Genomic DNA, 25,034 nt, shown 5'->3' with positions numbered 1-25,034 from the left:
AGAAAAATAATAATGGATCCGGTTTTTGCATACAAGATGAAGGTGCGCGACTACGAGTGTGACGCGCAAGGACATGTAAACAATGCTAATTATCAGCATTATTTTGAGGTAACACGACATGAGTTTCTGGAGAAAGTGGGACTCAACTTTTATGAGTTACATCTTCAGGGTATCGATGCGGTAGTCTCTCAGGTGGAAATCCGCTACAAGTCACCTCTACTCGGCATGGATGAATTCAATTGCACGGTACACCGTATAGAAAGATCAGGCGTGAAGTATATTTTTCATCAGAAAATCATACGTCTGTCAGACAATACCGTGTGTGCCAAGGCAAAAATTGAAGTGGTGAACCTGGTGAACGGCAGACTGTCCCAACCGGAACTGTTCGACGAAGCATTCGCAGCCTATATTTGAGGTGGACAGGTGGATTGGTGATCAGGACAAGGCACATTGGCATATTGGCACATTAACTAATTATCACATTAGTTTTGTCTTGGCTCTATGAAAACAGACAAATCCCTATATCGGATAGCGATCACGCAGATCAAAGGCGTAGGAGTGATGCACGCCCGTACGCTGATGCAGGTGATCGGCGATGAGGAAACAATCTTCAAAGAGGATGTCAGAAAGCTTGAAGCCATACCCCGCATTTCAAGGCGGTTAATCAATGAAATTCGCGATCCGGCCGTACTGAAAAGAGCGGAGAAAGAGTTGGAATTCGTGGAGGAGAATAAACTACGGCTCCTTTTCTTCACCGATGAAGGTTATCCCCAAAGGCTTACCCAGTGTATTGACGCCCCTCTTCTGCTCTATGCCAAAGGCAATGCCGATTTCAATCATCAGAAAACCATCAGTGTTATTGGAACGCGTAACTCTACGAGATATGGTGAAGATTTCTGTAAGGAGTTCATTCAAGAGTTGTCAGAGAGAATCCCCGGCATACAGGTTATCAGTGGATTGGCATATGGTATCGATATCTGTGCCCATCGGGCATCGCTGAAACATAACCTCTCCACCGTAGCCGTATTGGCACACGGACTGGATCGCATTTATCCACAAACGCACAGGCAGACAGCCATAGATATGCTGCAACATGGAGCACTTCTCACTGAATTTTCCAGCAATACCAATCCCGATAAACACAACTTCATAAAGCGTAACCGTATTGTTGCCGGAATGGCTGATGCGGTCATAGTCATCGAATCGGGCGAAAAGGGGGGATCACTTACTACCGCCGACATAGCCAATTCCTATTACAGAGAGGTCTTCGCTCTGCCAGGCCGGATCCGGGATAAGATGTCGATCGGATGTAACAGGCTTATATCGGGCAACAAAGCAATTCTTTTTCAGAGCTTTAACGAGTTTGTTTCACACATGGGATGGGAGCCAGAAGAAAAACAACCTATCACCGCACAGCAAAAACTTTTCACCAATCTATCGGAAGAGGAGGTGTTGGTCGTTGAAAAACTACGTAAAGTAGGTTCCATGCATGTAAACACATTGACCATCGAGCTTAATATCCCCGTATCAGAGCTGTTTATGACTTTACTGGAGTTAGAAGTGAAAAATATTGTAACATCACTTCCCGGTGGAATGTACTGTTTAGTGTAAAATTTGACGCTTTTCCCACCATACCATCTCTTTATTTTTTATATCTTTGAAGAAATAATCAAATTTGACAAAAGATTCATGGCATTACAAATTGGTGATAATATACCCGAAATATTGGGAACAGATCAAAATGGGGAACCGGTGAGGGCAGCACAATTCAGCGGCAGGAAACTGGCGCTCTACTTCTATCCGAAAGACAATACGCCCGGGTGTACGGCCCAGGCATGCAGCCTGCGTGACGGATACGATGATCTACGAATAGCGGGATATGAAATCGTAGGCGTCAATGTCGACAGTGAGAAGTCACACCAAAAATTTATCGATAAGTTTTCGTTACCCTTTCCATTGATTGCCGATAGCGATAAAAAACTGGTTGAAGAATTTGGAGTGTGGCGGCAGAAATCGATGATGGGAAAAAAGTACATGGGTATCGTACGCACAACATTCCTTATAGATGAAAATGGGATTATCCGGGATAAGATAGAGGGAAAGAAAGTGGATACGAAGAACCATGCAGGGCAAATATTGGAGAAAATGAGAATCAGCTGGGACTAACAAACCGGATATTACAAGTAACAAGAAAAATTAAACATAGCTAAAAATATGGCGGAAGAAAAAGATAACAAGAACAGTGAAAAATTGAAAGCGCTGCGTGCAGCAATGGACAAGATTGAAAAGACCTACGGTAAAGGCTCTATCATGATGATGGGTGACGAGAAAGTGGAAGAGGTGCCTGTTATCTCTTCCGGCTCTATTGCCCTGAATGTGGCGTTGGGAGTGGGTGGCTACCCCCGTGGACGTGTGATCGAGATCTACGGACCGGAATCATCGGGAAAGACCACTCTTGCCATTCATGCGATTGCCGAAGCACAAAAAGCGGGTGGCGTGGCTGCTTTCATAGATGCTGAACATGCTTTCGACCGTTTTTATGCCGAAAAGTTGGGTGTAAATACCGACGAATTACTTATTTCGCAGCCGAGTAGTGGTGAAGAGGCGTTAGAGATTGCAGAGCAGTTGATCCGTTCCTCAGCGGTAGATATTATCGTTATCGACTCGGTGGCAGCACTTACTCCCAAAAAGGAGATAGAAGGAGAGATGGGCGATTCCAACGTAGGCCTGCAAGCACGCTTAATGTCGCAGGCACTCAGGAAACTCACCTCGGCTATCAGTAAGACCAACACCACCTGCGTCTTCATCAATCAATTACGTGAGAAGATCGGGGTAATGTTCGGCAATCCGGAAACAACAACAGGGGGAAATGCCTTGAAGTTCTACGCCTCGGTACGTCTTGATATTCGTGGTAGTGGTACGGCCATCAAGGATGGAGAAGAACAGATTGGGAAACCCACACGCGTAAGGGTTGTCAAAAACAAACTGGCTCCTCCCTTCCGCAAAGCCGAATTCGACATCATGTATGGAGAAGGGATCTCGCGTACAGGTGAAATCATTGATCTCGGGTCCGATCTTGGAATCATCAAGAAAAGCGGCTCATGGTACAGCTATAACGACACAAAACTGGGTCAGGGACGTGATGCGGCAAAAGCGGCCATCAAAGACAATCCCGAATTGGCGGAAGAACTTGAAAAGCTCATTTTTGACGCACTCAAAGAGAATAATAAGTAACATGAAAAGCGAGACCTCTTTCTTAGGGGGCTCGTTTTTTTCTTTTGTCTCAGATTTTTCTCATTGGCTTATTGGCACATTGAACAATGCATAATCATAGAAATTTAACCCCGTCAGAAATTGATCAGTTGACAGGAAATGGATGTAGTAGCAATGACTGGGGACTGGTTAGCGTAAAGGAAGGTTTTAATCCCGGCTATGTAAGGGATAGTCATTTTTCAGGTAACGTCGAACTCGGCATATTTGAAAAGGTATTCCTGTTGCCCGGCGGGCTAAAGAAGCATGCCGGTATTAATCGTGCCGTTATCCATAACTGCACCATCGGCGATAATGTAATGATCGAAAATGTGCAGAACTACATTGCCAATTATACCATTGAAGACAACTGTTTCATTCAGAATATAGATGTGATCCTGGTTGACGGGCTTACTACCTTTGGAAACGGAGTTCAGGTCAACGTATTGAACGAAACCGGGGGACGAGAAGTACATATCAACGACAAGTTATCTGCCCATTTTGCCTATATTTACTCTCTCTATCGCCATCGACCAAAACTGATTGAGCGAATGAGGGCAATCATCGATCATTATTGCAAAAAACATGCATCCGAGCGTGGAATTATCGAGCATGACTGCAAAATCGTAAATGTCGGTTATATCAAGAATGTGCGGATAGGTGCTTTCTGTAAGATAACCGGCGCAATGAAGTTAAAGAACGGAAGCATCAATAGCAATGAGCATGATCCGATCTATATTGGGCGCAATGTAATCGCAGAAGATTTCATTGTCTGCTCCGGTTCCACCATCGACGGAGGTTCTATTATTTCTCGCTGCTTTATCGGTCAGGCATGCCATATCGATCATGGCTATTCGGCTTCAGATTCTCTCTTTTTTAGCAATTGCCAGGGAGAGAATGGGGAAGCTTGCGCACTTTTTGCCGGCCCCTATACTGTTACCCACCATAAATCAACCCTGCTCATCGCCGGGATGTTCTCTTTTATGAATGCCGGATCAGGATCCAACCAGAGTAATCATATGTACAAACTGGGACCTATCCATCAGGGGATTATTGAACGAGGTGCTAAGACAACCAGTAACTCCTACGTATTATGGCCTGCTAAAGTGGGGCCATTCTCACTGATCCTGGGACGTCATTATCAACATGCCGACACATCAAATCTCCCTTTTTCCTATCTGGTAGAAAAAGACAACGGCACCCATATTGCCCCGGGAGTAAATTTGCGGAGTGTAGGGACCATCCGTGATGCTAAGAAATGGCCGGAGAGAGACCGCCGTAAGGATCCCGACCAACTCGACTGTATCAATTTCAATCTCCTCAGTCCCTACACGATCCAGAAAGTATTTGCAGCCATAGAGATTCTGAAAAACCTCCAGGCTGTAGCCGGAGAAACATCTGAATTCTATACTTTCCAAAGTTGTATCATCTCCAATTCTTCACTGCGAAGAGGATTACAACTCTACGAGATCATTATTCATAAGTTTCTTGGGAATTCTATTATCAAGCGTCTGGAAAAGATTAACTTTAAGAATAATGAGGAGATCAGACAGCGACTCGATCCCAAAGGAACACCGGGGTTAGGTGAATGGGTAGATATCTCTGGATTGATCGCTCCTAAATCAGAGATTGACGATCTGCTTTGCAAAATAGAATCGGGAGAGATCACCAGACTGAAAGAGATCAATCATGTATTCAGGAAGTTGCATCAAGACTATTACGAAAACGAATGGACCTGGGCCTGGGATAAGATTCAATCGTTTTATGGCATTCAGGGAAATGAGATTACCACATCGGATGTGATCTCGATTGTAAAAAAATGGAAAGAAGCGGTGGTCGGGCTCGACGAGATGATTTACTGTGATGCAAAAAAAGAGTTCTCCCTCTCTTTTAAAACGGGTTTTGGTGCTGATGGAAATATACAGGATCGGACCATGGATTTTGAATATGTACGTGGTGCATTCGATCAAAATCCTTTCGTGATAGCCACATTACAGCATATCGAAGATAAAAAGGCATTGGGAGACGAATTGATAGACAGAATAAGAAATATTCAATAAATACTCTACTTTATGACAGATAAGATTGAGGAGCTCATCCAACAGTTCAATCCGCAACCCATACGCATTCCCATCAACAAGTGCGAGTTGGAAGAGGTCATTGAAGCACTTATTTCGCTGATGTTCCCTATCTGCGACTGTCAGGAAGGGGTCAATGTGCATGAAGGGCTGAGAATAGTAGCCAAAAAACTACACTCCAACATCACTTCTCTTATCGGTGAGGAGAAGGCTGATGAGATCACAGAATCTTTTTTTCAGCAATTCCTTTCACTCCGGGAACGACTCTATAAGGATGCGGCGTGTTATCTGAGAGCCGATCCTGCAGCTAAAAGTCTGGAAGAAGTAATCCTCACCTACCCCGGGTTTTACGCACTTTGTGTGCACCGTGTAGCACATGAACTGCATTGTTTGGGAATACCTCTGATTGCCAGATTATTTTCGGAATACGCCCATTCAAAGGTCGGTATCGACATCCATCCTGCCGCCAAGATAGGCAAGAACCTGTTTATGGACCACGGAACGGGAATCGTAATTGGCGAAACTGCCGAAATCGGCAATAATGTAAAGATATATCAAGGTGTAACTCTTGGAGCATTATATGTGGAAAAGAAATTATCCGATATAAAACGACATCCCACCGTGGAAGATAACGTGGTGATATATGCCAATGCCACTATTCTGGGTGGTAAAACGGTAGTAGGACACGATTCCGTCATCGGTGGCGGAGCATGGCTCACTCGGAGTGTAATTCCCTACTCTCTTGTTTCTAACTCGATAGATGTAAAAATACGCACAGTGAAAGATTTTTCCAGTCCATACGATTTTGTGATCTGAATTCTTCCCGGGTATACCTCTTCATTTGATCCTATCGATTATTACACCTTTTTTAAAGTGTAACAGTAGATTAGTACGTAAACTCATTCCTGCCTTCCCATCTCTTCCAGCAAGGCGACCGCCGTTTCTACAGTTTCAATCTGGCTTATCACTACAGACCGTTTTTTACCTTTTTCCTGTAAGCGGCAGCGACGTGGTTGCTTCTGCACAAAATCCAGTAACTGGTCGAATGCCGGCGAGCTATAATAGGGTGATTCCGGATCTGAAATCAGGAAGAGTGTCATCTGTCCGTTCTTGAGCACTACCTTCTCTATACCCAACGATTTGGCAATACGACGGAGTCTCACGATCCGGATAAGTTCCCTACCCTGCGGAGGGATCTTACCAAAGCGATCCTCCAGACGTTTCATAAAGTCCATGATCTCCGTCTCCGACTCCATATTATCCATCTCCCGGTAAATCCCCACCCGTTCTGCATCATTCGGAATATAATTTACGGGGAACATCAGTTCCAGATCGCTCTCCACCAGTACATCATCCACAAAATTCCGAGTCAAAACCCTTTCCGCCTGCTGTGTATCATATAATTCTGCAAACTCGTCTTTGCGCAGTTCCTGTACCGCTTCGGCCAATATTTTCTGGTAGGTCTCATACCCCAGGTCGGCGATAAAACCACTCTGTTCTGCCCCCAACAGATTTCCCGCCCCACGGATATCCAAATCCTGCATGGCAATATGGAGTCCACTCCCCAGTTCTGCAAAGTTTTCAATCGCCTGCAATCTCCGGCGTGAGTCACTACTCAGCATATAAAATGGAGGAGCAAGCAGGTAGCAGAAAGCCTTGCGATTGCTTCTTCCTACCCTGCCCCGCAGCTGGTGCAGATCGCTCAATCCAAAGTTCTGGGCATCCATCACGATAATGGTATTCACGTTGGGCATATCAATACCTGATTCGATGATGGTAGTGGCAATCAGTACATCCTGTTCATGGTTGATAAAATCGGCAATTATACTTTCTAAATTCTTCGGATCCATCTGCCCGTGTCCTACTGCCATACGCACTCCAGGCATCTCTCTTTTGATAAGAGCTTCCAGTTCATAGATATTCTTGATACGGTTGTTTACTATGAACAACTGCCCGTTCCGGTTCAACTCAAAATTAATGGCATCGCGAATAAGTTCTATATCGAAGGTATGCACCTCTGTCTGTATCGGATAACGGTTGGGGGGCGGTGTGCCTATTGTGGAGAGGTCGCGCGATCCCATCAGCGAGAATTGTAATGTGCGTGGTATCGGCGTAGCTGTCATGGTAAGAGTGTCCACGTTCACTTTCAGCTGTTTGAGCTTCTCCTTGACTGATACACCGAATTTTTGCTCTTCATCAATAATCAACAGGCCCAGATCTTTAAATTCCACATCTTTTCCCACTAACCGATGGGTACCGATAAGGATATCGATTTTACCTTCTTTCAGCCGGAGCAGTATCTCTTTCTGTTCTATAGTCGTACGTGCACGACTCAGGTAATCTACCTTTACCGGGAAATCGGCGAGCCTCTCGCTGAAAGTGTGGTAGTGTTGCGTGGCTAATACAGTGGTAGGTACTAATACAGCCGTCTGTTTCCCATCGGTAGCCGCTTTAAAGGCAGCACGAATAGCGATCTCGGTCTTGCCGAAACCCACATCACCACAAACCAGCCTGTCCATAGGGCGCTCATTCTGCATATCAGTTTTCACATCGCGGGTCGCTTTCACTTGGTCGGGTGTATCTTCATACATGAACGATGCCTCCAGTTCCGTCTGCAAATAAGTATCCTTCGAAAAAGCAAATCCTTTCTCCTGCTGGCGTTGAGCATAGAGTTTAATCAGGTCGCGGGCAATATCCTTGATCTTCTTCTTGGTCCGCTCCTTCACCTTCTCCCAGGCTCCGGAACCCAGCTTATTGAGTTGCGGCTCCTCCCCTTCCTTTCCTTTGTATTTCGATATCTTATGCAGGGAATGGATTGAGACAAATACAGCATCATTATTCTTATAAAGAAGCTTGATCACCTCCTGCACCTTATCCCCAATGCGTAGTCGTACCAATCCGGCAAACCGGCCAACACCATGATCCATATGCACCACATAATCACCCTGTTGAAGCTGGTTGATCTCCTTAAGTGTCAATGCAATCTTACCAGTGCGCGCCTGGTCTGACTTCAGGCTATATTTATGAAAGCGGTCAAAAATCTGATGATCGGTGAAGCAACATATCTTCAGCGTCTCATCCGAGAAACCTTCATGCAACGTTTTGTTTACAGGTACAAAAGGGATAGGGTCGTTACGATCTTCAAAAATATGAAAAAGCCTTTTTTGCTGTTTTTCGCTGTCGCTTAATATATAAATTGTATATCCTTCCTCTATAAACCGATGTAGGGATTCACTCAAAAGATCGAAATTCTTATGGTATAAAGGTTGCATCGACGTATAAAAGTGAATAGCGGCATCAGGGGTGTCCAGCATCTTCGTGTCGAAACGTATCTGACGGAATGAAGCGATATTTTCCAGAAAAACCTCTCTTGAGAGCAGATCGGCTTTCACAAATTCCTCATCTTTGGGATCGATATGTAGTTCATCTTCGTTGATCGATTCCACCCTGCTGACTATCCAGCGCATATCCTCCATCCCGATGATCGAGTCACCGGGAAGCAGACCAAAGAGGGAAGCCGCTTTAGATGCATTTTGTCCGAATTCGGGTACGATACGGATTTCATTAAACTTCTCTTTGGACAACTGGGTCTCCAAGTCGAAATTACGAATAGTTTCCACTTCATCACCGAAGAAATCGATTCGGTATGGATATTCGCTGGAGAAAGAGAACACATCGAGGATACTTCCCCGCACGGCATACTGTCCCGGTTCATATACATAATCGGCTATCAGAAATCCTTGACTATCGAGCACTTCACTTACAAAAGCACTGTCGATACGGTCACCTACCGACACCTTCAGGGTATTCTCTGCCAATTCCTCACGGGAAACGGTTTTTTCTGCCAGTGCATCGGGATAACTGACAATAATCACAGGTCCGGAACCGTCCTGCAGACGACTCAACACGCCTGCACGGAGCACTTCGTTCGCCTTGTCCAATTGCCCGTACTTAGCCGCCCGTTTATAAGCCGAGGGAAAAAATAGCACATCGGCCGTCCCCATCATCTGTGTCAGATCGTGATAGAAATAACCGGCGGTTTCTGCATCATTTAAAATATAAAGGAATGTTTGCGGTTGTTTGTGGAATAATTCCCCAGCGAACAAAGCACTCGACGACCCGTGCAAACCCGTTACCGATAAAACATGTATAGCTTTCAGTAGTGAGCCTGCTGCCGCCAGGTTGGGATGCTTTCCAATCAACCGCTGTAATTGGGTAATATCAATAGTTTCAACCATTCAGAAGAAAGTTACAAAGATAAGCCATTTTTTTTAGTATCTTTGTCACCCTGAGACAAGAAAATAATCACATATGGAGATAGATGCCAGGCATACACCTGATTACCTCTTCGAGGCCAGTTGGGAAGTATGCAACAAAGTGGGCGGTATTTATACCGTCTTATCCACTCGGGCCAATATTCTACAGAAAACTTATAAGGACCGGATATTTTTTATTGGCCCAGATATATGGGGTGAACAGGGGAGTCCCTGGTTCAAAGAGGAAAAAACCCTTTTTTCGTCATGGCGTGAATTTGCTTCACGCAATCAGCACCTTCCGATTCGTATTGGACGGTGGAAAATACCCGGAGATCCGATTGTCTTTCTGGTGAAGTTCGATGCATTTTTCGAGAAACAGAACGATATCTACGCTGAAATGTGGATGGATTATGGTGTAGATTCGATTGCCGCCTATGGTGATTATCATGAAGCAACCCTGTTCGCATATGCTACAGGTATCGTCATCGAGAGTTTTTACCGATTCCATCATCTGGAAGCGGAGAATGTGGTCGCCCATTTCAACGAATGGATGACAGGAGCGGCAGCACTTTATATCAAGAAGCATGTGCCTAAGATAGCCACGCTCTTCACTACCCATGCCACCTCCATTGGTCGCTCGATTGCTGGGAACAATCTCCCGTTGTATGATCATCTGCAGGGATATAACGGTGATCAGATGGCGCGTCAATTGAACATGGCTGCGAAACATTCCATCGAGAAGAAAGCCGCCCTGAATGTCGATTGCTTCACTACCGTGAGTGATATCACTGCCGCGGAATGTACACAACTCTTACAACGACAGCCCGATATAGTGACACCCAACGGTTTCGAAAAGGATTTCATACCCAAAGGGCCATATCACAGCCGGGCAAGGAAAAAGGCCCGGAAGACGCTGCTCCATGTAGCAGAAAAGGTGGTGGGACATGCTATTCACCCTGATGCGTTGCTGATTGCGACCAGCGGCCGGTATGAATATAAGAACAAAGGTATCGATGTTTTTATCGATGCCATGCATCTTCTTCGGAAAATGCCGGAACTGACAAAAGATGTGATTGCCTTTATCATGGTACCCGGCTGGGTAAAAGGGCCGCGGAAGGACCTTCAGGCATGGCTGGCAGAGGATAATTCCACGGAAAGTGGAAGTCTCTCCTCCGGCAATTCTTCCGGTTTACACGTCTCACCCGAATGCCCTTTTATCACCCACGAACTGGTAGATCCACAACACGATATGGTGATGAACCAGATCAGGCATTTGGGATTTTGCAACGCTGAAAAAGAGAGGGTAAAAATTATCTTTGTACCTTCCTATCTGAATGGTGACGACGGTATATTCAATCTCCCTTACTATGATCTTTTGATTGGTTTCGATCTGTCGGTTTTCCCCTCCTATTACGAACCATGGGGATATACTCCGCACGAGAGCGTAGCATTCTCAGTCCCTACCATCACCACAACTCTGGCGGGATTTGGTGTATGGGCTAAAAAGGAGGGTGACAGGAAAGAAGGGATAAGCGATGGAATTGAGGTTATCTACCGCAATGATAAAAATTATACCGAAGTAGCAGAAGAAATTGCAACTCTTATACACGAGCTCTCACTGAGAAGCAAGGAACAAATCAAGCTGTTAAAGCAAAGTGCATCTGCCCTGGCAGACTGGGCAGACTGGGCACATTTTATCCGCTATTATCAGGAAGCCTATAGCAAAGCGTTGCACAACTCCTTTGTCCGATTATCACTTCCTTATAAACTTAAAGCAGAATAAAACGTTATACTTGCCACTTTTTATTGATTCATTACACATTACAATAGATATAAAAGAAAAAAATAATAACAATGATTATTCAATCAAGTCATACAAACACTCCTATCTGGAAAGATATTCACGTACGTGCAGAATTGCCTGACCAATTACGTCCGTTGGAGGAAATTGCCCATAACTTATGGTGGGTATGGAATGAAGAGGCAAAAGCCATCTTAGAGATTTTAGACCCACAGGAGTGGGAAAAAAGCGGGAAGAATCCGGTTGTTTTGTTACAAAACCTCCGCTCTGAAGCCATAGAGAGTGCATTGGAGAACAAAGAGCTCATGGAACGAATTCAACGTGTCTATAAGAGTTTCAATCATTATATGAGTATTCCACACAATAGTGAACGCCCGAGCGTGGCCTACTTCAGTATGGAATACGGACTCTCGCATGTATTGAAGATTTATTCTGGTGGTTTGGGTATCCTTGCAGGGGATTACCTGAAGGAAGCCAGTGACAGTAATGTGGATATGACCGCAGTAGGATTTCTTTACCGCTACGGTTACTTCACGCAGACCCTATCTATCGATGGGCAACAGATAGCCAACTACGAAGCGCAGAACTTCGGTAATCTCCCCATTACGCAAGTGATGAATGAGGATGGCTCCCCCATGATACTGGAAGTACCTTTTCACGACCGCCCGATCTATTCACATGTATGGAAGGTAGCCGTGGGACGTATCAACCTCTATCTGATGGATACCGATCTGGAATATAACAGCGGGTATGACCGCCCCATCACCCACCAGTTATATGGTGGGGACTGGGAAAACCGCATGAAACAGGAGTTTTTACTGGGTATAGGAGGTATATTGCTACTAAAGAAACTGGGTATCCGGAAAGATGTATATCACATGAATGAAGGACATGCAGCCTTCATCAATATTCAACGATTGCGTGATTATGTGCTGGAAGAAGGATTATCATTCCAGGAAGCTTTAGAAGTTATACGTGCATCATCACTTTATACAGTTCATACACCGGTACCGGCAAGTCATGATTATTTCGATGAGCAGCTCATTACCAAATACATGATGCCTATGATACAAAGTATCGGTATTCCATGGCAGCAATTCATGGATATGGGACGAGACAATCCCGGATCGCATGAAAAGTTCTCCATGAGTGTATTCGCACTCAACACAGCGCAGGAAGCCAACGGAGTCAGCAAACTTCATGGTACCGTCTCGCAACAAATGTTTCAGCCTCTATGGAAAGGTTATTTTCCGGAAGAGCTTCATGTAGGTTATGTGACCAATGGCGTTCATTTGCCCAGTTGGGCGACTTCTTCCGTAAAGGCGCTCTATGAAAAATATTTCGGTGAGACATTTTATAATGATCAGTCTAATCCGGAAATCTGGAAAAATATCTATAACGTGAGTGACGATGAATTATGGAAGCTCCGGATGCACTTAAAAAAGAAACTGGTTGACTATATACAGGTTGAATTCAAAGAAGGATGGCTTAAAAACCAGGCAGCCCCTTCAAGGATCATGAATATGCTGGAAGAGGTCAATCCCAATGCATTGCTGATTGGTTTCTCGCGTCGTTTTGCCACTTACAAGCGCGCGCATTTGCTGTTTACCGATCTCGACCGTCTTTCAAGGATCGTGAATAACCCGAAATATCCTGTACAGTTTATTTTTGCAGGGAAAGCTCATCCGGCCGACGGAGGTGGACAGGGACTGATCAAGCAGATTGTAGAAATATCCCGTCGTCCTGAATTTCTCGGCAAGATCATCTTCCTTGAAAATTACGATATGCGGTTGGCAAAGCGGCTGGTTTCAGGCGTGGATATCTGGTTGAACACTCCTACCCGTGCACAGGAAGCATCGGGAACATCCGGCGAGAAAGCGGAAATGAACGGTGTACTGAACCTTTCTGTACTCGACGGTTGGTGGTATGAAGGCTACAAAGAAGGTGCGGGTTGGGCGTTGACCGACGAACGGACTTACGACAACCATGTCTACCAGGATGAACTGGACGCATCCACAATCTATTCTCTGCTTGAAAACGAGATTGTACCCCTTTATTATGCATATAATAGTAACGGTTTCTCCCACGAATGGATCCAATACATCAAGAAGTCAATGGCCGGGATAGCTCCCCATTTTACAACCAAACGTATGATGGACGACTATTTCGACCGTTTCTACAATAAACTGGCTAAGCGTTCTCATCTGCTTCACAAGGACAATTACGCAAAAGTAAGAGAGATCGTGAGATGGAAGATGGATACAGCTTCGAAGTGGGATCAGTTCGAAGTGGTTAAATTAGAGTTCAATCCCAACCAGAAGGCAAATCTCAACGGGAACAAAGAACTTTATGCACAGATTGTGATTGACAGGAAAGGGTTGACATGCGATTTGGGTGTGGAATGTGTGGTTGTGGATCACGATACGATGATCAAGGAGCCGCAGTTTGTTGAGTCATACGAATTCGATCTGGTCAAGACCGAAGGATCACTGCTCTATTTCGAATCACGCAAAGCATTGAATGATCCGGGCACACATCAGTATGGATTGAGGGTATATCCGAAGAATCCCGATCTTCCTCACAGGATGGATTTCGCATATATGCGATGGATTTAATCGACTCATTCATTACAAAAATAAAAAGCGCTCTCTCACGAGTAGCGCTTTTTCAATTTCACCGTCACACAAAGAAATAGTAATCGAAAACAATTACGAAGATTGTGCCTATTTATTATCAAAGGGTAGAGTCAGATAGCATTCGATAATCTGCTTTTATGCGGTGAAATACCAAATCTCTTACTATAGGCGTTCACTAAATGCGATACGCTTTTGAAGTCATACATCCTTGATATCTCAGTAATACTGATATCCGAATTGAATACCAAAGACTGTATTTCCTCCATTTTACGGTCAAGCATCCATTGATAAGGTGTTTGCCCGAAACATTTCTTAAAGTGGCGCGTGAACGTTCTTAAGCAGTCATATTTACATGACCTTGCCAGCTCATTCATATTCTTTGCCGCTGAGTAGTTCCTCAACACGCTATCCTCGAAATGTTTCGACTTTGAAGTCCTTGGGATCAACTTTACCATTACTATCTCACTTTCGGGAGATGGAGTCATCCTACTCTTTAATCCGTCGGAGAAAGTAAAGGTACACGATGACACATCCGTCAGCAAATATTTGCGTACGTCTTCTCTGTTTATTCTTGCATTAACATTCATAAGATCACTTTTTAAACTCTCCTGTATATACTTCCGTTCCAAGCGTTACACGTATAGTGTATTCTCCTGAATCAAGCCCGGAAAGATTCACTGCCTCGAAGCCCATATCACGTACGTCTGTATAAGTTTGTTTTAATACTCCTCTCGGCCCGACAATCTCAATCCATGCTTCCCCGCGATAATTCTGTACCGATATGGTTACTACCTGTTGTGAGACATAAGCCTCCACAGCTGCTTCTATTGGTTGATCTGCCAATACACGGCTCATAGTTTGCATTGCTGCTCCTGCTGGGCGACGGGTGGTCCCCCCTTCACGACTTAAATTAATTTTATCCTGAAGCATGTCTTGAGCATTACTCACGCTCAAATTCAGAAATGTACCGCACACTGCTACTAAAAGTATCCAAACTGTCTTTTTCATAAAAATTATTTTTTTAAATGATAAATTCTTACCGAGTTGCTTTATAAAATAATTGTAAATTATAGACACAAAGTAATAGAGGAAAGACACAAAAAACAATACCTCATCTGTATTTTAACGGCAAAAAAGAGCATAAAACACTCAAAATCAATACATTTAACACATCCAGTTTAACGGCGATTTATTCATGGAACAGGTTCGTATCCAGGTTTTTTTCCTGCATTTTCCTCTTAAGTTGTGATTTTCTCACCCTGATACTCTCTAAACTGGTATTCATGAAAGTGGCCAATTGTCGGTTGTCGGCATCACATGCCAGCAACATCAGCAACATTTTTTCGGTTGCATTGAATATTCCCTCTTCATCTTTTAATTGGGTATATGCGAAGAAAGTTTCATCATCCGTAGCGATAACTTTGGTAATATCTTTCAAATCGGTATTGGTATTTTTCAAAATTTGTTCCATATCCCGATAGACTTTCGGATGGGAAGAGATATAGCGTTGGGTAAGAGCTTCAAATTCCCCTTGCAGAAAAGCCAATCGTCCCGAGATATGACTATAGAGTTGTAACAACCATTTACGTTTACCCGCTTCTTCCCTCAAAATTTTAGCTTGCAATTCCTGTTGTTGCATTGTATATTCAGCTTGAAGCAGTTTCAACTTGGCAGTTCTCCTCACCTTCCAGGCATACATCAGGATAAAGACAAGCACAATTACCAGAATCAGTGTAGCGATAACAATACGCAGGTTTTGTTGACGAGCCCTAAGAACCTCATTTTCAGCTTCCGTGAGATCGTATCTCTTTTCCAGTTCTGCAATTTGTGTATCCAGACGGTCACTAATCGATTGATTATGCAATTCGAAGGCGCTTTTGAGGTATTTGTTAGATAGTTCGAAATCACCTTGTTTTTCGGCAATATTGGCCACATTATGATAATAAAGGTAGTTCTGCATGAAGGATTGATCCTGAATACAATCTATCGCCATCTGTGCGTATAGCATGGCGCTATCCAACTGTTGAAGGCCTACATACCTGTTCGATATATTATAATAGACTCTTGATAATTCTATATTTTCCTCTTGATTTATGTATAAAAGTAATTTGGTTTTTTCCCGTTCGAGCGCTTTTTCCGGTTCACCCGTCACATCGAAATAGATGGATTGGGCGTTCAGTATAAAATAATCTTTCCCGGGCAGCCGGTTATAAAAAGTAGCAAGGGTATCGAGGAATAATCGGCCCTTCTCAATCTTTTTTTGTTCCATTTCATTCCAATAAAGTGCCAGATAAGTGTCAAACAGATGGATGGAATCCTTTTCATGGCGTGCATAATTGAGTGTTCGGCGGAAGTACTCATCTGCCGACGTGTAATTCCGGCTATTATAGTTAATATTACCGAGAAAGTAATTGATCAGGTATCCAAGTGAGGGATCGGGATCAGGCATGGCAAGCAGCAGTTTACCAGCTTCTCTGAGAGGGTCATACACCGTACTATCCCTCACACCCATACGGGTACGCACAATACCCTGATAAGCCAGTGCACGTATATAATTCCGGTTTTTTGGATCATGGATACGATAGTAGTCGCTAACAGAATTGATCAGAGAGTCGCTGGTAAAATTGACATAAGTCTTATCATCCGAGATTACTTTGAGCAGTCCATAATAAGCTTTAAAGGGACGACTAAGATTCTCATATTCAATATTCAAAAGACTATCTGTGACTCGTTGTGGCATACTGTCAACCATACTATCCCATTGTGATAACCTCTGGTACACACGTTCATCATCCTTGTCATTACACGAAATACAGGAGACAAGAAAGAACAGAGACAGCCAAAAAATAAACAACCGCCACATCGATTTATAACCTCAACTATAATAATGAATACAAATATAAGAATTTATTTCTGTAATGTCCGAATTTTATAACTTCTGTCTCATTATTTTTCCTTCTCATTTCTGGAAAAAGCAGCTACATAAAAGGTAAAAAAACTCAATTAACCGATATTTTTTCCCTAAATTCTGTCAATCGATAAACAGTTATTACTTTTGTGCCGTTATAGCACTACCATTCATTTAAATTATGGTTTTAAGCAGCATGCAGCATGAATAATAATAATTGGAAGAGAGCCTTTGCAATAATCTGGAGTGGTCAGTTTTTCTCCATCCTTACCAGCAGCCTTGTCAATTTCGCTATCATTATTTGGATCAGCCTTCAGACCGGTTCTGCAGAGATGCTGGCCTGGGCAGCATTTGCCGCCATGCTGCCTCAAACGATTATAGGACCTTTTTCAGGTGCTTTGATTGACCGTTGGAATCGTAAACGGATCATGATGTTTGCCGACTCATTTATCGCATTATGCACATTGGCATTGGCTTTTCTTTTCTGGCTTGACATTGCCCGGATATGGCACATATTCGGTTTATTGGGCTTACGTTCTATAGGGTCCGCATTCCATATGCCGGCGATGCAGGCTTCTGTTCCTTTGCTGGCTCCTACAGATCAGTTGACACGTATAGCAGGAGTAAATCAGATCATCGCTTCCGTCAGCCAGATCGCAGGGCCGGCGCTTGGAGCCATGTTGATAACAATATGGGATATAGAGTATGTATTGCTGTTCGACGTAGCTGGGGCTCTGATGGCTGTCACCTCGCTGTTTTTCGTACATATACCTAATCCTGATAATGAAGTGGGCAGAGAAAGGCATATCTTGAAGGAGATGAAAGAGGGAGCCATGATTATACTCAGAAACAGGGGGTTAAGTTGGGTTTTCCTATACGATGTATCTGTAATGTTCTTTATTATTCCCATTAGCGTTTTATTTCCTCTGATGACTCTGGATTATTTCCAAGGGACAGAATTCCAGGCTGGCATTATAGAGGCGATATGGAGTGTGGGAGCATTGGTAGGCGGTGCAATCATGGGCGCAAAGGTATATAAGGTCAACCGTGTTGCATTGATAAACTGGATGTATTTATTATGTGGAATCACGTTTCTTTTATCCGGCCTTTTGTCTCCCGACGGATTCGTATGGTTTGCCGTACTGACAGCCATTGGAGGCGTTTCCGGCTCAGTTTACAATTCGGCATTCACCGGACTTATACAAACCAAGATAGATCCGGCGGCTCTCGGCAGGGTATTCTCCATGTTTTACACTGTGAGCCTTATCCCTGCCATGGTGGGATTAATAGGCATAGGCTTTCTGGCCGATGGTTTAGGTCTCACTGCATCGTTTATCCTATCAGGAGCAGTGATATTAATAACCGGGATTGCCGCTTTCCTCACCCCGGCAGCCATGAAGCTCGACCGGCAAAAATAAACAGTAAAGCCGGAGAACGTAACAAAGCTATACCTTATCCGTTCCCCGGCTGAAATCTTCACAAATGAAGCGAATATCGCTTTATATCAAAATCGACATCGATGAAAACACACTAAAATAATTTTTATTGCTCTTTGCTGAATAACCGATTCGCACTTAAACGTGTTATTTTCCCGTGATTCTGTTCTATTTGATTGGTGTTAATCAGTTTTTGATCCCCCATAATGACAATCGTAATCGGTTTTCCCTTAATCTTCTGTTCGTAGAAATTTTTAATCTGATCAAAAGTGAGGTTGTCTATTTTCTGCATGTGGATTTGTGCGGGATCTACAGGATAACCCAGTTTTCGCCAGCCGGCGAAACGTTGACTTTTTTGGCGGAAGGTAGGTTTATCCGTCAGGGCACTCTGCTTCAGATAGGTTTTAATATTGTCTATCCGTTCCGGGTATAATGGCATATCAGTCAATAGTTTCATATATAAATCGATGGCGTCTGCCACCTTATCCGATTGTGTGCCTATATATCCCAGGAAATAGGTATTCTTGCGCTGGAGGGGAGGCGTAGAGAGATATCCGTAGGAGGTGTAGGCCATTGCATTGTTCTCCCGGATTTCCTCCATCACCAGACCGTTAAATCCACCGCTAAAGTATTGGTTGAATGCATCAATACTCACCTGATCATTGATCGTATAATCAAATCCTTCAACATAAAAATAGATTTTAGCCTGTTGCGCATCGGAATTGGGCAGGAAGAAGATGGTCTGCTGGTCATACTTTACGCGATCCTGTACCAGGGGGGACTGACTTGGTTTCACCCCCTCTTTCAATGGAAGGTTCGCTTTTAATAATTCTGCAACCTCTTCGACCGGCTTCTTACCCACATAGTGAATATCTAATTCATAGTCCGTAGCACGTACTATTTCTCCGGTAAGCTCACTGATGGTAAGGTAGTAGATTTCTTCCAGCTTCAGTCGATCGATATAATCGGATTGATCCTGATACAATACATACTCCATTAAGGCACTTCCCAGCATGTCTGCGCTCTTCTTCTCGAACATCAACCGGGTAGAAATGTCACTACCAATCACACGGTTCAACTGCTTCTCATCGAGTTTGGGCATTAATGTCTGAAGGGTCATCAACCGGCATATATCTTCCAGATTGGCTTCCGATCCCACCAGGTTAATATAGAGATAGTCGTCGGTTACCCTATAGTTACAGGTAGCATTCAGTTCACTGAATTCACGACGTACCGTTTGAGCATCCTTGTCGGGCATCACACCGGCCGAGTTCATCAGATCCACCGCGTATTCCAATTTCGGCATCTGCTTTGTACCAATACCATATTTCAATGTGAGAGAAAAGTAATCATTCAGGGGATTTACAGAATGGTGTAATGTAACTCTATTATACATATTGACGACGGTCACATCGGAAAAATTATTATACACCTCTTTCACCGGGTCGACAGGAATACTCTTCAAATAAGCGGCATACTCAGATGCCTTACCCTTGGGTTGTTCGATCGGCTTGATATCCGGTTTCTTCAGTTTATTCTTCTTCGGTGTTCCCTCTTCAATGGATATCGTCAAATGGTCCGTATCGATATATTTTTTAATAGCCTGCTGGATATCGGTTTTTGTAATGGCTTTGATCCTCTCGGGAAATTTGGCAAAATAGTCTTGAGGAAGGTTGTAGGAGAAGATAGTACGCAAAAGCCCTACCTTACTGGAAGGAGATTCCAGCATCAACTCGAATTCCCTCAATTCACTGTTCCTCACCGACTCAATCAACCAATCTTCGATAGCGCCCGTTTTCAGTTTATCGACCTCCTGCATCACTCTCTTTTGTACAGTCTTATTCGAGTCGTATTTACGCTGATTCGAGTCGTAGTAAGGTACCGCTTGAATGATAAAGCGCCCTTGGTCTCTTCTCGAGTCGAGGCTTGCACCGGCAAATTGTACTTCACCGTCGAGAGTTATCTTGTCAAGTAATCCGGTCCTCATCGAGTTTGAAAGAAGGCTCGCACAAAATTCGAGCACTATCTCATCGGGATGTCCCACCGGGACCCCTTTAAATCCCCAGACAGCCATCGGAGAATAGCCCAATTTAGCGGAATAAGCCGGATTTCCCGAAAAGCTGGTCTCCGGATAGGAAGGGCGTTCGGGAGTCGTTTTAGCCACCAACCTCCCAAACTTCTGTTCGATCAATGGTTTTGCCGTCTCCGGATCAAAATTTCCCACCAGGATCAACGCCATATTATTCGGTACATACCATGTATTATAGAATTCGATAAGTTTACTCAAGCGCGGATTTTTCAAATGCTCGGGAGAACCGATAATATCACGTTCATAGGGATGTCCTTTATATAGATGAGAGAACAGGAACTGGCTGATATGTGTGTTATTATTATCCTGATACATATTATACTCTTCGAATACATTTTCCAATTCTGCCTGGAATGAACGGAAAACCGGATTAATAAAACGTTCGGAATACAAGTCTAACCATTTTTCTATTTGAAACGAAGGAAAATTGTTATAATAATAAGTCATATCGTATGAAGTGCCTGCATTGAGTCCTTCGCCTCCCATACCTTCCACTAAATTAGAGAATTCGCTTGTATAAGCATACTGTGCCGCCGCAATCGATTCTTCATTGATTTTCTTCTCTAAGTCCTTCCGCTTAGCAGCATCCGTTGTCGCAGCATATTCATCGTAGAATTGAATAATCTTCTCATAATGAGTTTTTTCTTTCTCCCAATCGAGAGCACCAATTTTTTCTGTTCCTTTGAAGAGCACATGTTCCAGATAGTGTGCCAATCCGGTATATTCCAAAGGTTCGTCGATAGAACCTGCACGCACTGCTATCACGCCAGTAACGTCGGGTTGATTCTTATCAGGCCATAGATAAATGGTCAGTCCATTTTCGAGCTGATAGCTGGTAAAATTTTGCGAATAACCATTCAGCAAAAAACCAAAAGCAATCAATAAAATAATAATTCGTTTCATATTATAAGATTTTTAGACACAAGACTCAAGACTCAAGACGACGACTTATTTTGTCCATTTGAGGGAGAAGATCATCGTCTGCCCCATATAGCTGTTACTGCCACCAATCATATAGGCTATATCAAAAGAGAACCCGGAGAAATATACACCACCACCCAAGGTGGCGTAAGAGTCGCCTACCTTTTCTCCTTCGAAATGATAGCCGGTCCTCATTGAGAGCATATTATTATAGTTATATTCAGCTCCTAATCCGGCAGCAACACCACTGTGATCAGGCGTGAATTGATAGGCCGCATCTGCAACACCTTTTAAGGCGTGCTTATCTTTTGAAAGGAATTGATAAGCTGCTCCCGTGCGAAAACGTGAAGGCAGACTATATGATCCTCTACCGTAGTCAATTTTTGATCCCAGATTGGTAAGGCCTAATCCCAACGTCAAATCGGCACTATGATACAACAATGCTATATCAGCGGCAACAGCAGATCCCTTATTATCTTTATATATATTCGATCCGATCTGTCGCATAGTTGCCCCCAAAGAGATATCAGCGCTAACGTTATAACCTACCCCCACCTCCAACGCATATTCGGAGGGAGAAAATGATGCACCTGCATTTCCCTGGTCATCCATTTCTTCTATGGCACCTAAAGAGTTATTACGAAATCCTACTGCAAAACCGAAATTTTTAAATTTCGTGTATCCGGAGACATTAAAAATCGTACTGTTTATAGCATTGGGTTGCCAGAATACTCCTGAAAGTCCCACTCCTGCCGACGGGCCACTTTTGGGCATCATTGCCGCTATATTATGATGTACAGCAAAAGGGGAAGACAAGACATAACCGGCATTTCCCATCCCGGCCGTACGGGCATCTGAAAAGGAATTCAGAAAGGAAGCGGTCTGTCCGTAAGAGAGTCCTATCATACACGTCAGGAGTGTGACAGTGCCTAAGTATCGCTTTTTCATAATTTGATTATCTGTTTTTTGATTTCCTTATTCCCATATTTAATAATCACGGCATAGGCACCCCCACTGAATGTTGACATGTCGATTTTTGCCGGGGAGAATGGAGAGATATCCAACTCACCCTCAAACATTTTCACTCCCGCGTTATTGATAACCGCTACGGAGCAACGTTGATCCTCACCCGTTCGTAGCCAGACAAAGTCCTTTACAGGATTGGGATAAACATCTATTTCCTGCCGGCTATCTCTCACCAGCACTTTGAACTGTTGTGATACTGACAATCCCACGGCATCGGTTGCCGTCACCGTTATATCAGCCAGTCCGTAAGCAATTGACACAATATATAATTGCCCCATATTCTCGTTTACGTTGACAATATGCGGAGCCGTATTGGTAAAGGTATACCGCAGGAGTTCGTTGTCCTCATCCTTAAAGTAATCGGCAATCGACAATGAAATCTCCTTATTCAAGGCACCTATATGAAAATCGTCCATAGATTGCACGATCACCGGTGCTCTGTTCGGTTGTACTTCGAATTTGATTTCCTGGGTCACTGAAGCTCCGTATTCATCACTCAGGACAAGTTCCAGCCTGTTTTCTCCTACTTGCGCCTGTACCCCCGTAATGGTAACCTGAGCAGTGTTATCGCCCATATCCACAAGGGCAACACCGGCGAGTGAAGATTTTAAATCCCAGAATAGCTCATGTCCATCCGGATCATTCCCGGAGAAACGCAGGATCACGTTCTGATGAGGTTTCATCTTTACATCCACACTATCAACTATAGTAATAGAGGGTAAGCTATTCGATAAAGTTGTCTGGCTCACCTGTGCCGAGAGAGGAGAAAAATTACCGGAAAAGTCAAAGGCATTCACCACGAAATAATACCTTGTCTCAAAATCAAGGCCTTTTATTTCAGCCTCAAAAGTCTCTCCTACATCATGATTTCCTGTAGAGAAGCTCCTGATCATCACATCGGCAGGCGGATTGTTCACATTCAGTCCGGTCAATGGCGTTTTACGATAATAGACATTAAATCCTGAAGCTTTAGTATCATCGGGATCACGGGGCACAGCCCACTTGAGGGTGACGATATTCGATTTGACACTCCCTGTGACTGTTCCTACACTATTTGGAGGCGTTGTACTTCCTCCGGCAAGCGCTGCATGGGCATTCACCAATTTTCCGAGCCTTCCCCGGTAACTCGAGTTGTAATCGTCGATATTAGTGGCGCTACTCTCCAAGCGTGCACGTAACATATCAGGATTATAACCGGAACGTTTGAAATGTGACAAGACCAAGGCAGCTACTCCTGAGACATGCGGGCAAGCCATCGAAGTGCCCTGCATATAGCCATACCCATTGACAATTGTACTGAGCACCGTCCCGGTGTTACCAAAACTCTGCACATCACCTCCCGGTGCTGCCAGGTCTACCCAATTACCAAAATTGGAATAGTATGCTTTTCTAAAATCAGGAGCGATGGAAGAAACCGCAACCACCTTTTCATAGTTTCCGGGTGCCGCCGCCGTCCTGTTTTCGTTTCCCGCGGCAAAAATCACGATACCGCCACGCATGGGGCCTGTTTGCTGTCCATTCTCGTCAATCCCGGCGTAAGTGATAAAATAATCAATTGCGGCCTTATCAGAAGCCGGTGTCTCAGTAAGGGTGGGATAACCCCAACTGTTCTGACAGACGACGGCGCCATTATCGGCAGCGTATTTAATTGCTGACGCCCCTTTACGCCCGGTACTACCGGCATAAGGGTCATCATCGTTCACAAAAATCTGGCACGACATGATACGCACGCCGGTATTATTTTGTCCATTTCCTCCTGCTATTCCGGCCACTCCCTTGCCGTTATTGCTGACCGCTGCCACCGTACCTGCGACGTGTGTACCGTGATTATGTGGTACTAATTTTCCTATATTGGACACAAAATTGTAACCATGGATATCATCAATATATCCGTTCTTGTCATCATCCAGCGACGATGTGCCGTTTTTCTCCGCGGAATTCACCCACATATTGGCGGCAAGGTCCTCATGGGTGTAGTCGACACCTCCATCGATCACGGCGACAATCACTTCCGGACTACCGGTAGTATAATCCCATGCATTGAACAGATTTATATCGGCTCCTTTGCGAAAATTGCCTCCCAATGATCCGTCATTTTGATAATGCCATTGTTTATTTAGTTGGGGATCATTAAAGGTTGTCGCCCGGGTTCCCACTATGCCCTGTGCTATCTGGTTAGTGTATTCCACCACGCTATCATCCCAATAGCGTGCCGCCACCGGCCTGTACTCCACTTTTCTGACACCTCTTACAGCAGATAAATTCTGTTTTGCCTCATGAATAGGCACTTCGGTATCGAATATCACATCATACCAGAGATGCAAGCCAGCTTTACGGGTACGTTCCTCGAAACGTCCTGCATAAGGGAAAGTACGTTCCATCGAGCGGATTTTAACTTGTGAGACTATATCATCAGCGGCCATAGCAGCCGAGCGCAATCCTCCGCTACGGGCTGTTGTTTCCATTTTATCAGAAAGGTCTTCAGAAACGAGAATTCGCACATATCCCTCTTCATACAATTGTTCTATAATCTGTTGCGGTTCCCCGGCCGCTTCTTTTTCATCCTGCAACACAATCTCGTTTGTACAAGCCACAAACGACAAGAGGATTAAAAACAAGAAATTTCTTTTCATT

16 protein-coding genes are annotated in these 25,034 nt (G+C 44.1%); 9 read left to right on the top strand and 7 right to left on the bottom strand.

All coding sequences use genetic code 11. The features are described 5' to 3' along the window. Nucleotides 1-12 precede the first annotated feature (12 nt). The 6 genes from VB073_RS01815 to epsC all read left to right on the top strand — a co-directional run bounded on the left by VB073_RS01815 (nucleotide 13) and on the right by epsC (nucleotide 6,143). On the top strand, nucleotides 13-414 hold the full coding sequence (locus VB073_RS01815) for an acyl-CoA thioesterase (RefSeq protein WP_323402433.1): 402 nt from the start codon (nucleotides 13-15) through the stop codon (nucleotides 412-414). Nucleotides 415-501: 87 nt separating this feature from the next. Next, nucleotides 502-1,611 carry a DNA-processing protein DprA gene (gene dprA, locus VB073_RS01810; RefSeq protein WP_323402432.1) on the top strand — a complete coding sequence of 370 codons (1,110 nt, stop codon included), beginning with the start codon at nucleotides 502-504 and terminating at the stop codon, nucleotides 1,609-1,611. Nucleotides 1,612-1,689: 78 nt separating this feature from the next. After that, nucleotides 1,690-2,166, top strand: a complete 477-nt coding sequence (gene bcp / locus VB073_RS01805; protein WP_323402431.1) for a thioredoxin-dependent thiol peroxidase — start codon at nucleotides 1,690-1,692, stop codon at nucleotides 2,164-2,166. Nucleotides 2,167-2,214: 48 nt separating this feature from the next. After that, on the top strand, nucleotides 2,215-3,234 hold the full coding sequence (gene recA / locus VB073_RS01800; RefSeq protein ID WP_323402430.1) for a recombinase RecA: 1,020 nt from the start codon (nucleotides 2,215-2,217) through the stop codon (nucleotides 3,232-3,234). 86 nt (nucleotides 3,235-3,320) lie between these two features. After that, a complete protein-coding gene (locus tag VB073_RS01795) occupies nucleotides 3,321-5,309 on the top strand; it encodes a DUF4954 family protein (RefSeq protein ID WP_323402429.1) in 1,989 nt (662 codons plus the stop codon). 12 nt (nucleotides 5,310-5,321) lie between these two features. Next, the gene (epsC, locus tag VB073_RS01790; RefSeq protein ID WP_323402428.1) at nucleotides 5,322-6,143 is read left to right on the top strand and encodes a serine O-acetyltransferase EpsC; all 822 of its coding nucleotides are present in this window, start codon (nucleotides 5,322-5,324) and stop codon (nucleotides 6,141-6,143) included. Between the two features lie 83 nt (nucleotides 6,144-6,226). On the opposite strand, the gene mfd is transcribed toward epsC, so the two are convergent. Further along, nucleotides 6,227-9,565: a transcription-repair coupling factor gene (gene mfd / locus VB073_RS01785; protein ID WP_323402427.1), complete on the bottom strand. Its 3,339-nt coding sequence runs from the start codon at nucleotides 9,563-9,565 to the stop codon at nucleotides 6,227-6,229. Between the two features lie 73 nt (nucleotides 9,566-9,638). On the opposite strand from mfd, the gene VB073_RS01780 reads away from it, so the two are divergent. Next, nucleotides 9,639-11,366: a glycogen/starch synthase gene (locus VB073_RS01780; protein ID WP_323402426.1), complete on the top strand. Its 1,728-nt coding sequence runs from the start codon at nucleotides 9,639-9,641 to the stop codon at nucleotides 11,364-11,366. A gap of 71 nt (nucleotides 11,367-11,437) precedes the next feature. Further along, on the top strand, nucleotides 11,438-13,999 hold the full coding sequence (gene glgP / locus VB073_RS01775; RefSeq protein WP_323402425.1) for an alpha-glucan family phosphorylase: 2,562 nt from the start codon (nucleotides 11,438-11,440) through the stop codon (nucleotides 13,997-13,999). A gap of 131 nt (nucleotides 14,000-14,130) precedes the next feature. On the opposite strand, the gene VB073_RS01770 is transcribed toward glgP, so the two are convergent. The 3 genes from VB073_RS01770 to VB073_RS01760 form a co-directional block, all read right to left on the bottom strand. Then, nucleotides 14,131-14,607, bottom strand: coding sequence for a helix-turn-helix domain-containing protein (locus tag VB073_RS01770; protein WP_323402424.1), 477 nt, complete (start codon nucleotides 14,605-14,607; stop codon nucleotides 14,131-14,133). Nucleotides 14,608-14,611: 4 nt separating this feature from the next. Beyond that, on the bottom strand, nucleotides 14,612-15,028 hold the full coding sequence (locus VB073_RS01765; protein WP_323402423.1) for a DUF3244 domain-containing protein: 417 nt from the start codon (nucleotides 15,026-15,028) through the stop codon (nucleotides 14,612-14,614). Between the two features lie 181 nt (nucleotides 15,029-15,209). Then, nucleotides 15,210-16,883 carry a hypothetical protein gene (locus VB073_RS01760; RefSeq protein ID WP_323402422.1) on the bottom strand — a complete coding sequence of 558 codons (1,674 nt, stop codon included), beginning with the start codon at nucleotides 16,881-16,883 and terminating at the stop codon, nucleotides 15,210-15,212. Nucleotides 16,884-17,131: 248 nt separating this feature from the next. Between VB073_RS01760 and VB073_RS01755 the strand changes: the two genes are divergently transcribed. After that, nucleotides 17,132-18,346 carry an MFS transporter gene (locus tag VB073_RS01755; RefSeq protein ID WP_323402421.1) on the top strand — a complete coding sequence of 405 codons (1,215 nt, stop codon included), beginning with the start codon at nucleotides 17,132-17,134 and terminating at the stop codon, nucleotides 18,344-18,346. 124 nt (nucleotides 18,347-18,470) lie between these two features. Here the strand turns inward: VB073_RS01755 and VB073_RS01750 are convergent, their stop codons facing one another. Genes VB073_RS01750 through VB073_RS01740 form a run of 3 tightly spaced genes read right to left on the bottom strand, consistent with a single transcriptional unit; the run spans nucleotide 18,471 to nucleotide 25,033 of the window. Beyond that, nucleotides 18,471-21,356: a M16 family metallopeptidase gene (locus tag VB073_RS01750; protein WP_323402420.1), complete on the bottom strand. Its 2,886-nt coding sequence runs from the start codon at nucleotides 21,354-21,356 to the stop codon at nucleotides 18,471-18,473. Nucleotides 21,357-21,401: 45 nt separating this feature from the next. Further along, nucleotides 21,402-22,322, bottom strand: coding sequence for a PorV/PorQ family protein (locus VB073_RS01745; protein WP_323402419.1), 921 nt, complete (start codon nucleotides 22,320-22,322; stop codon nucleotides 21,402-21,404). Beyond that, nucleotides 22,319-25,033 carry a S8 family serine peptidase gene (locus VB073_RS01740; RefSeq protein WP_323402418.1) on the bottom strand — a complete coding sequence of 905 codons (2,715 nt, stop codon included), beginning with the start codon at nucleotides 25,031-25,033 and terminating at the stop codon, nucleotides 22,319-22,321. The genes VB073_RS01745 and VB073_RS01740 overlap by 4 nt, the downstream gene beginning before the upstream one ends. Nucleotide 25,034: the final 1 nt, after the last annotated feature.

The organism is Proteiniphilum sp. (assembly GCF_034927365.1).
In the GTDB taxonomy this organism is placed as follows: Bacteria; Bacteroidota; Bacteroidia; order Bacteroidales; family Dysgonomonadaceae; genus Proteiniphilum.
The sequence above is the reverse complement of the archived record's forward strand: the minus strand, read 5'-3'. Positions and strand labels throughout refer to the sequence as shown.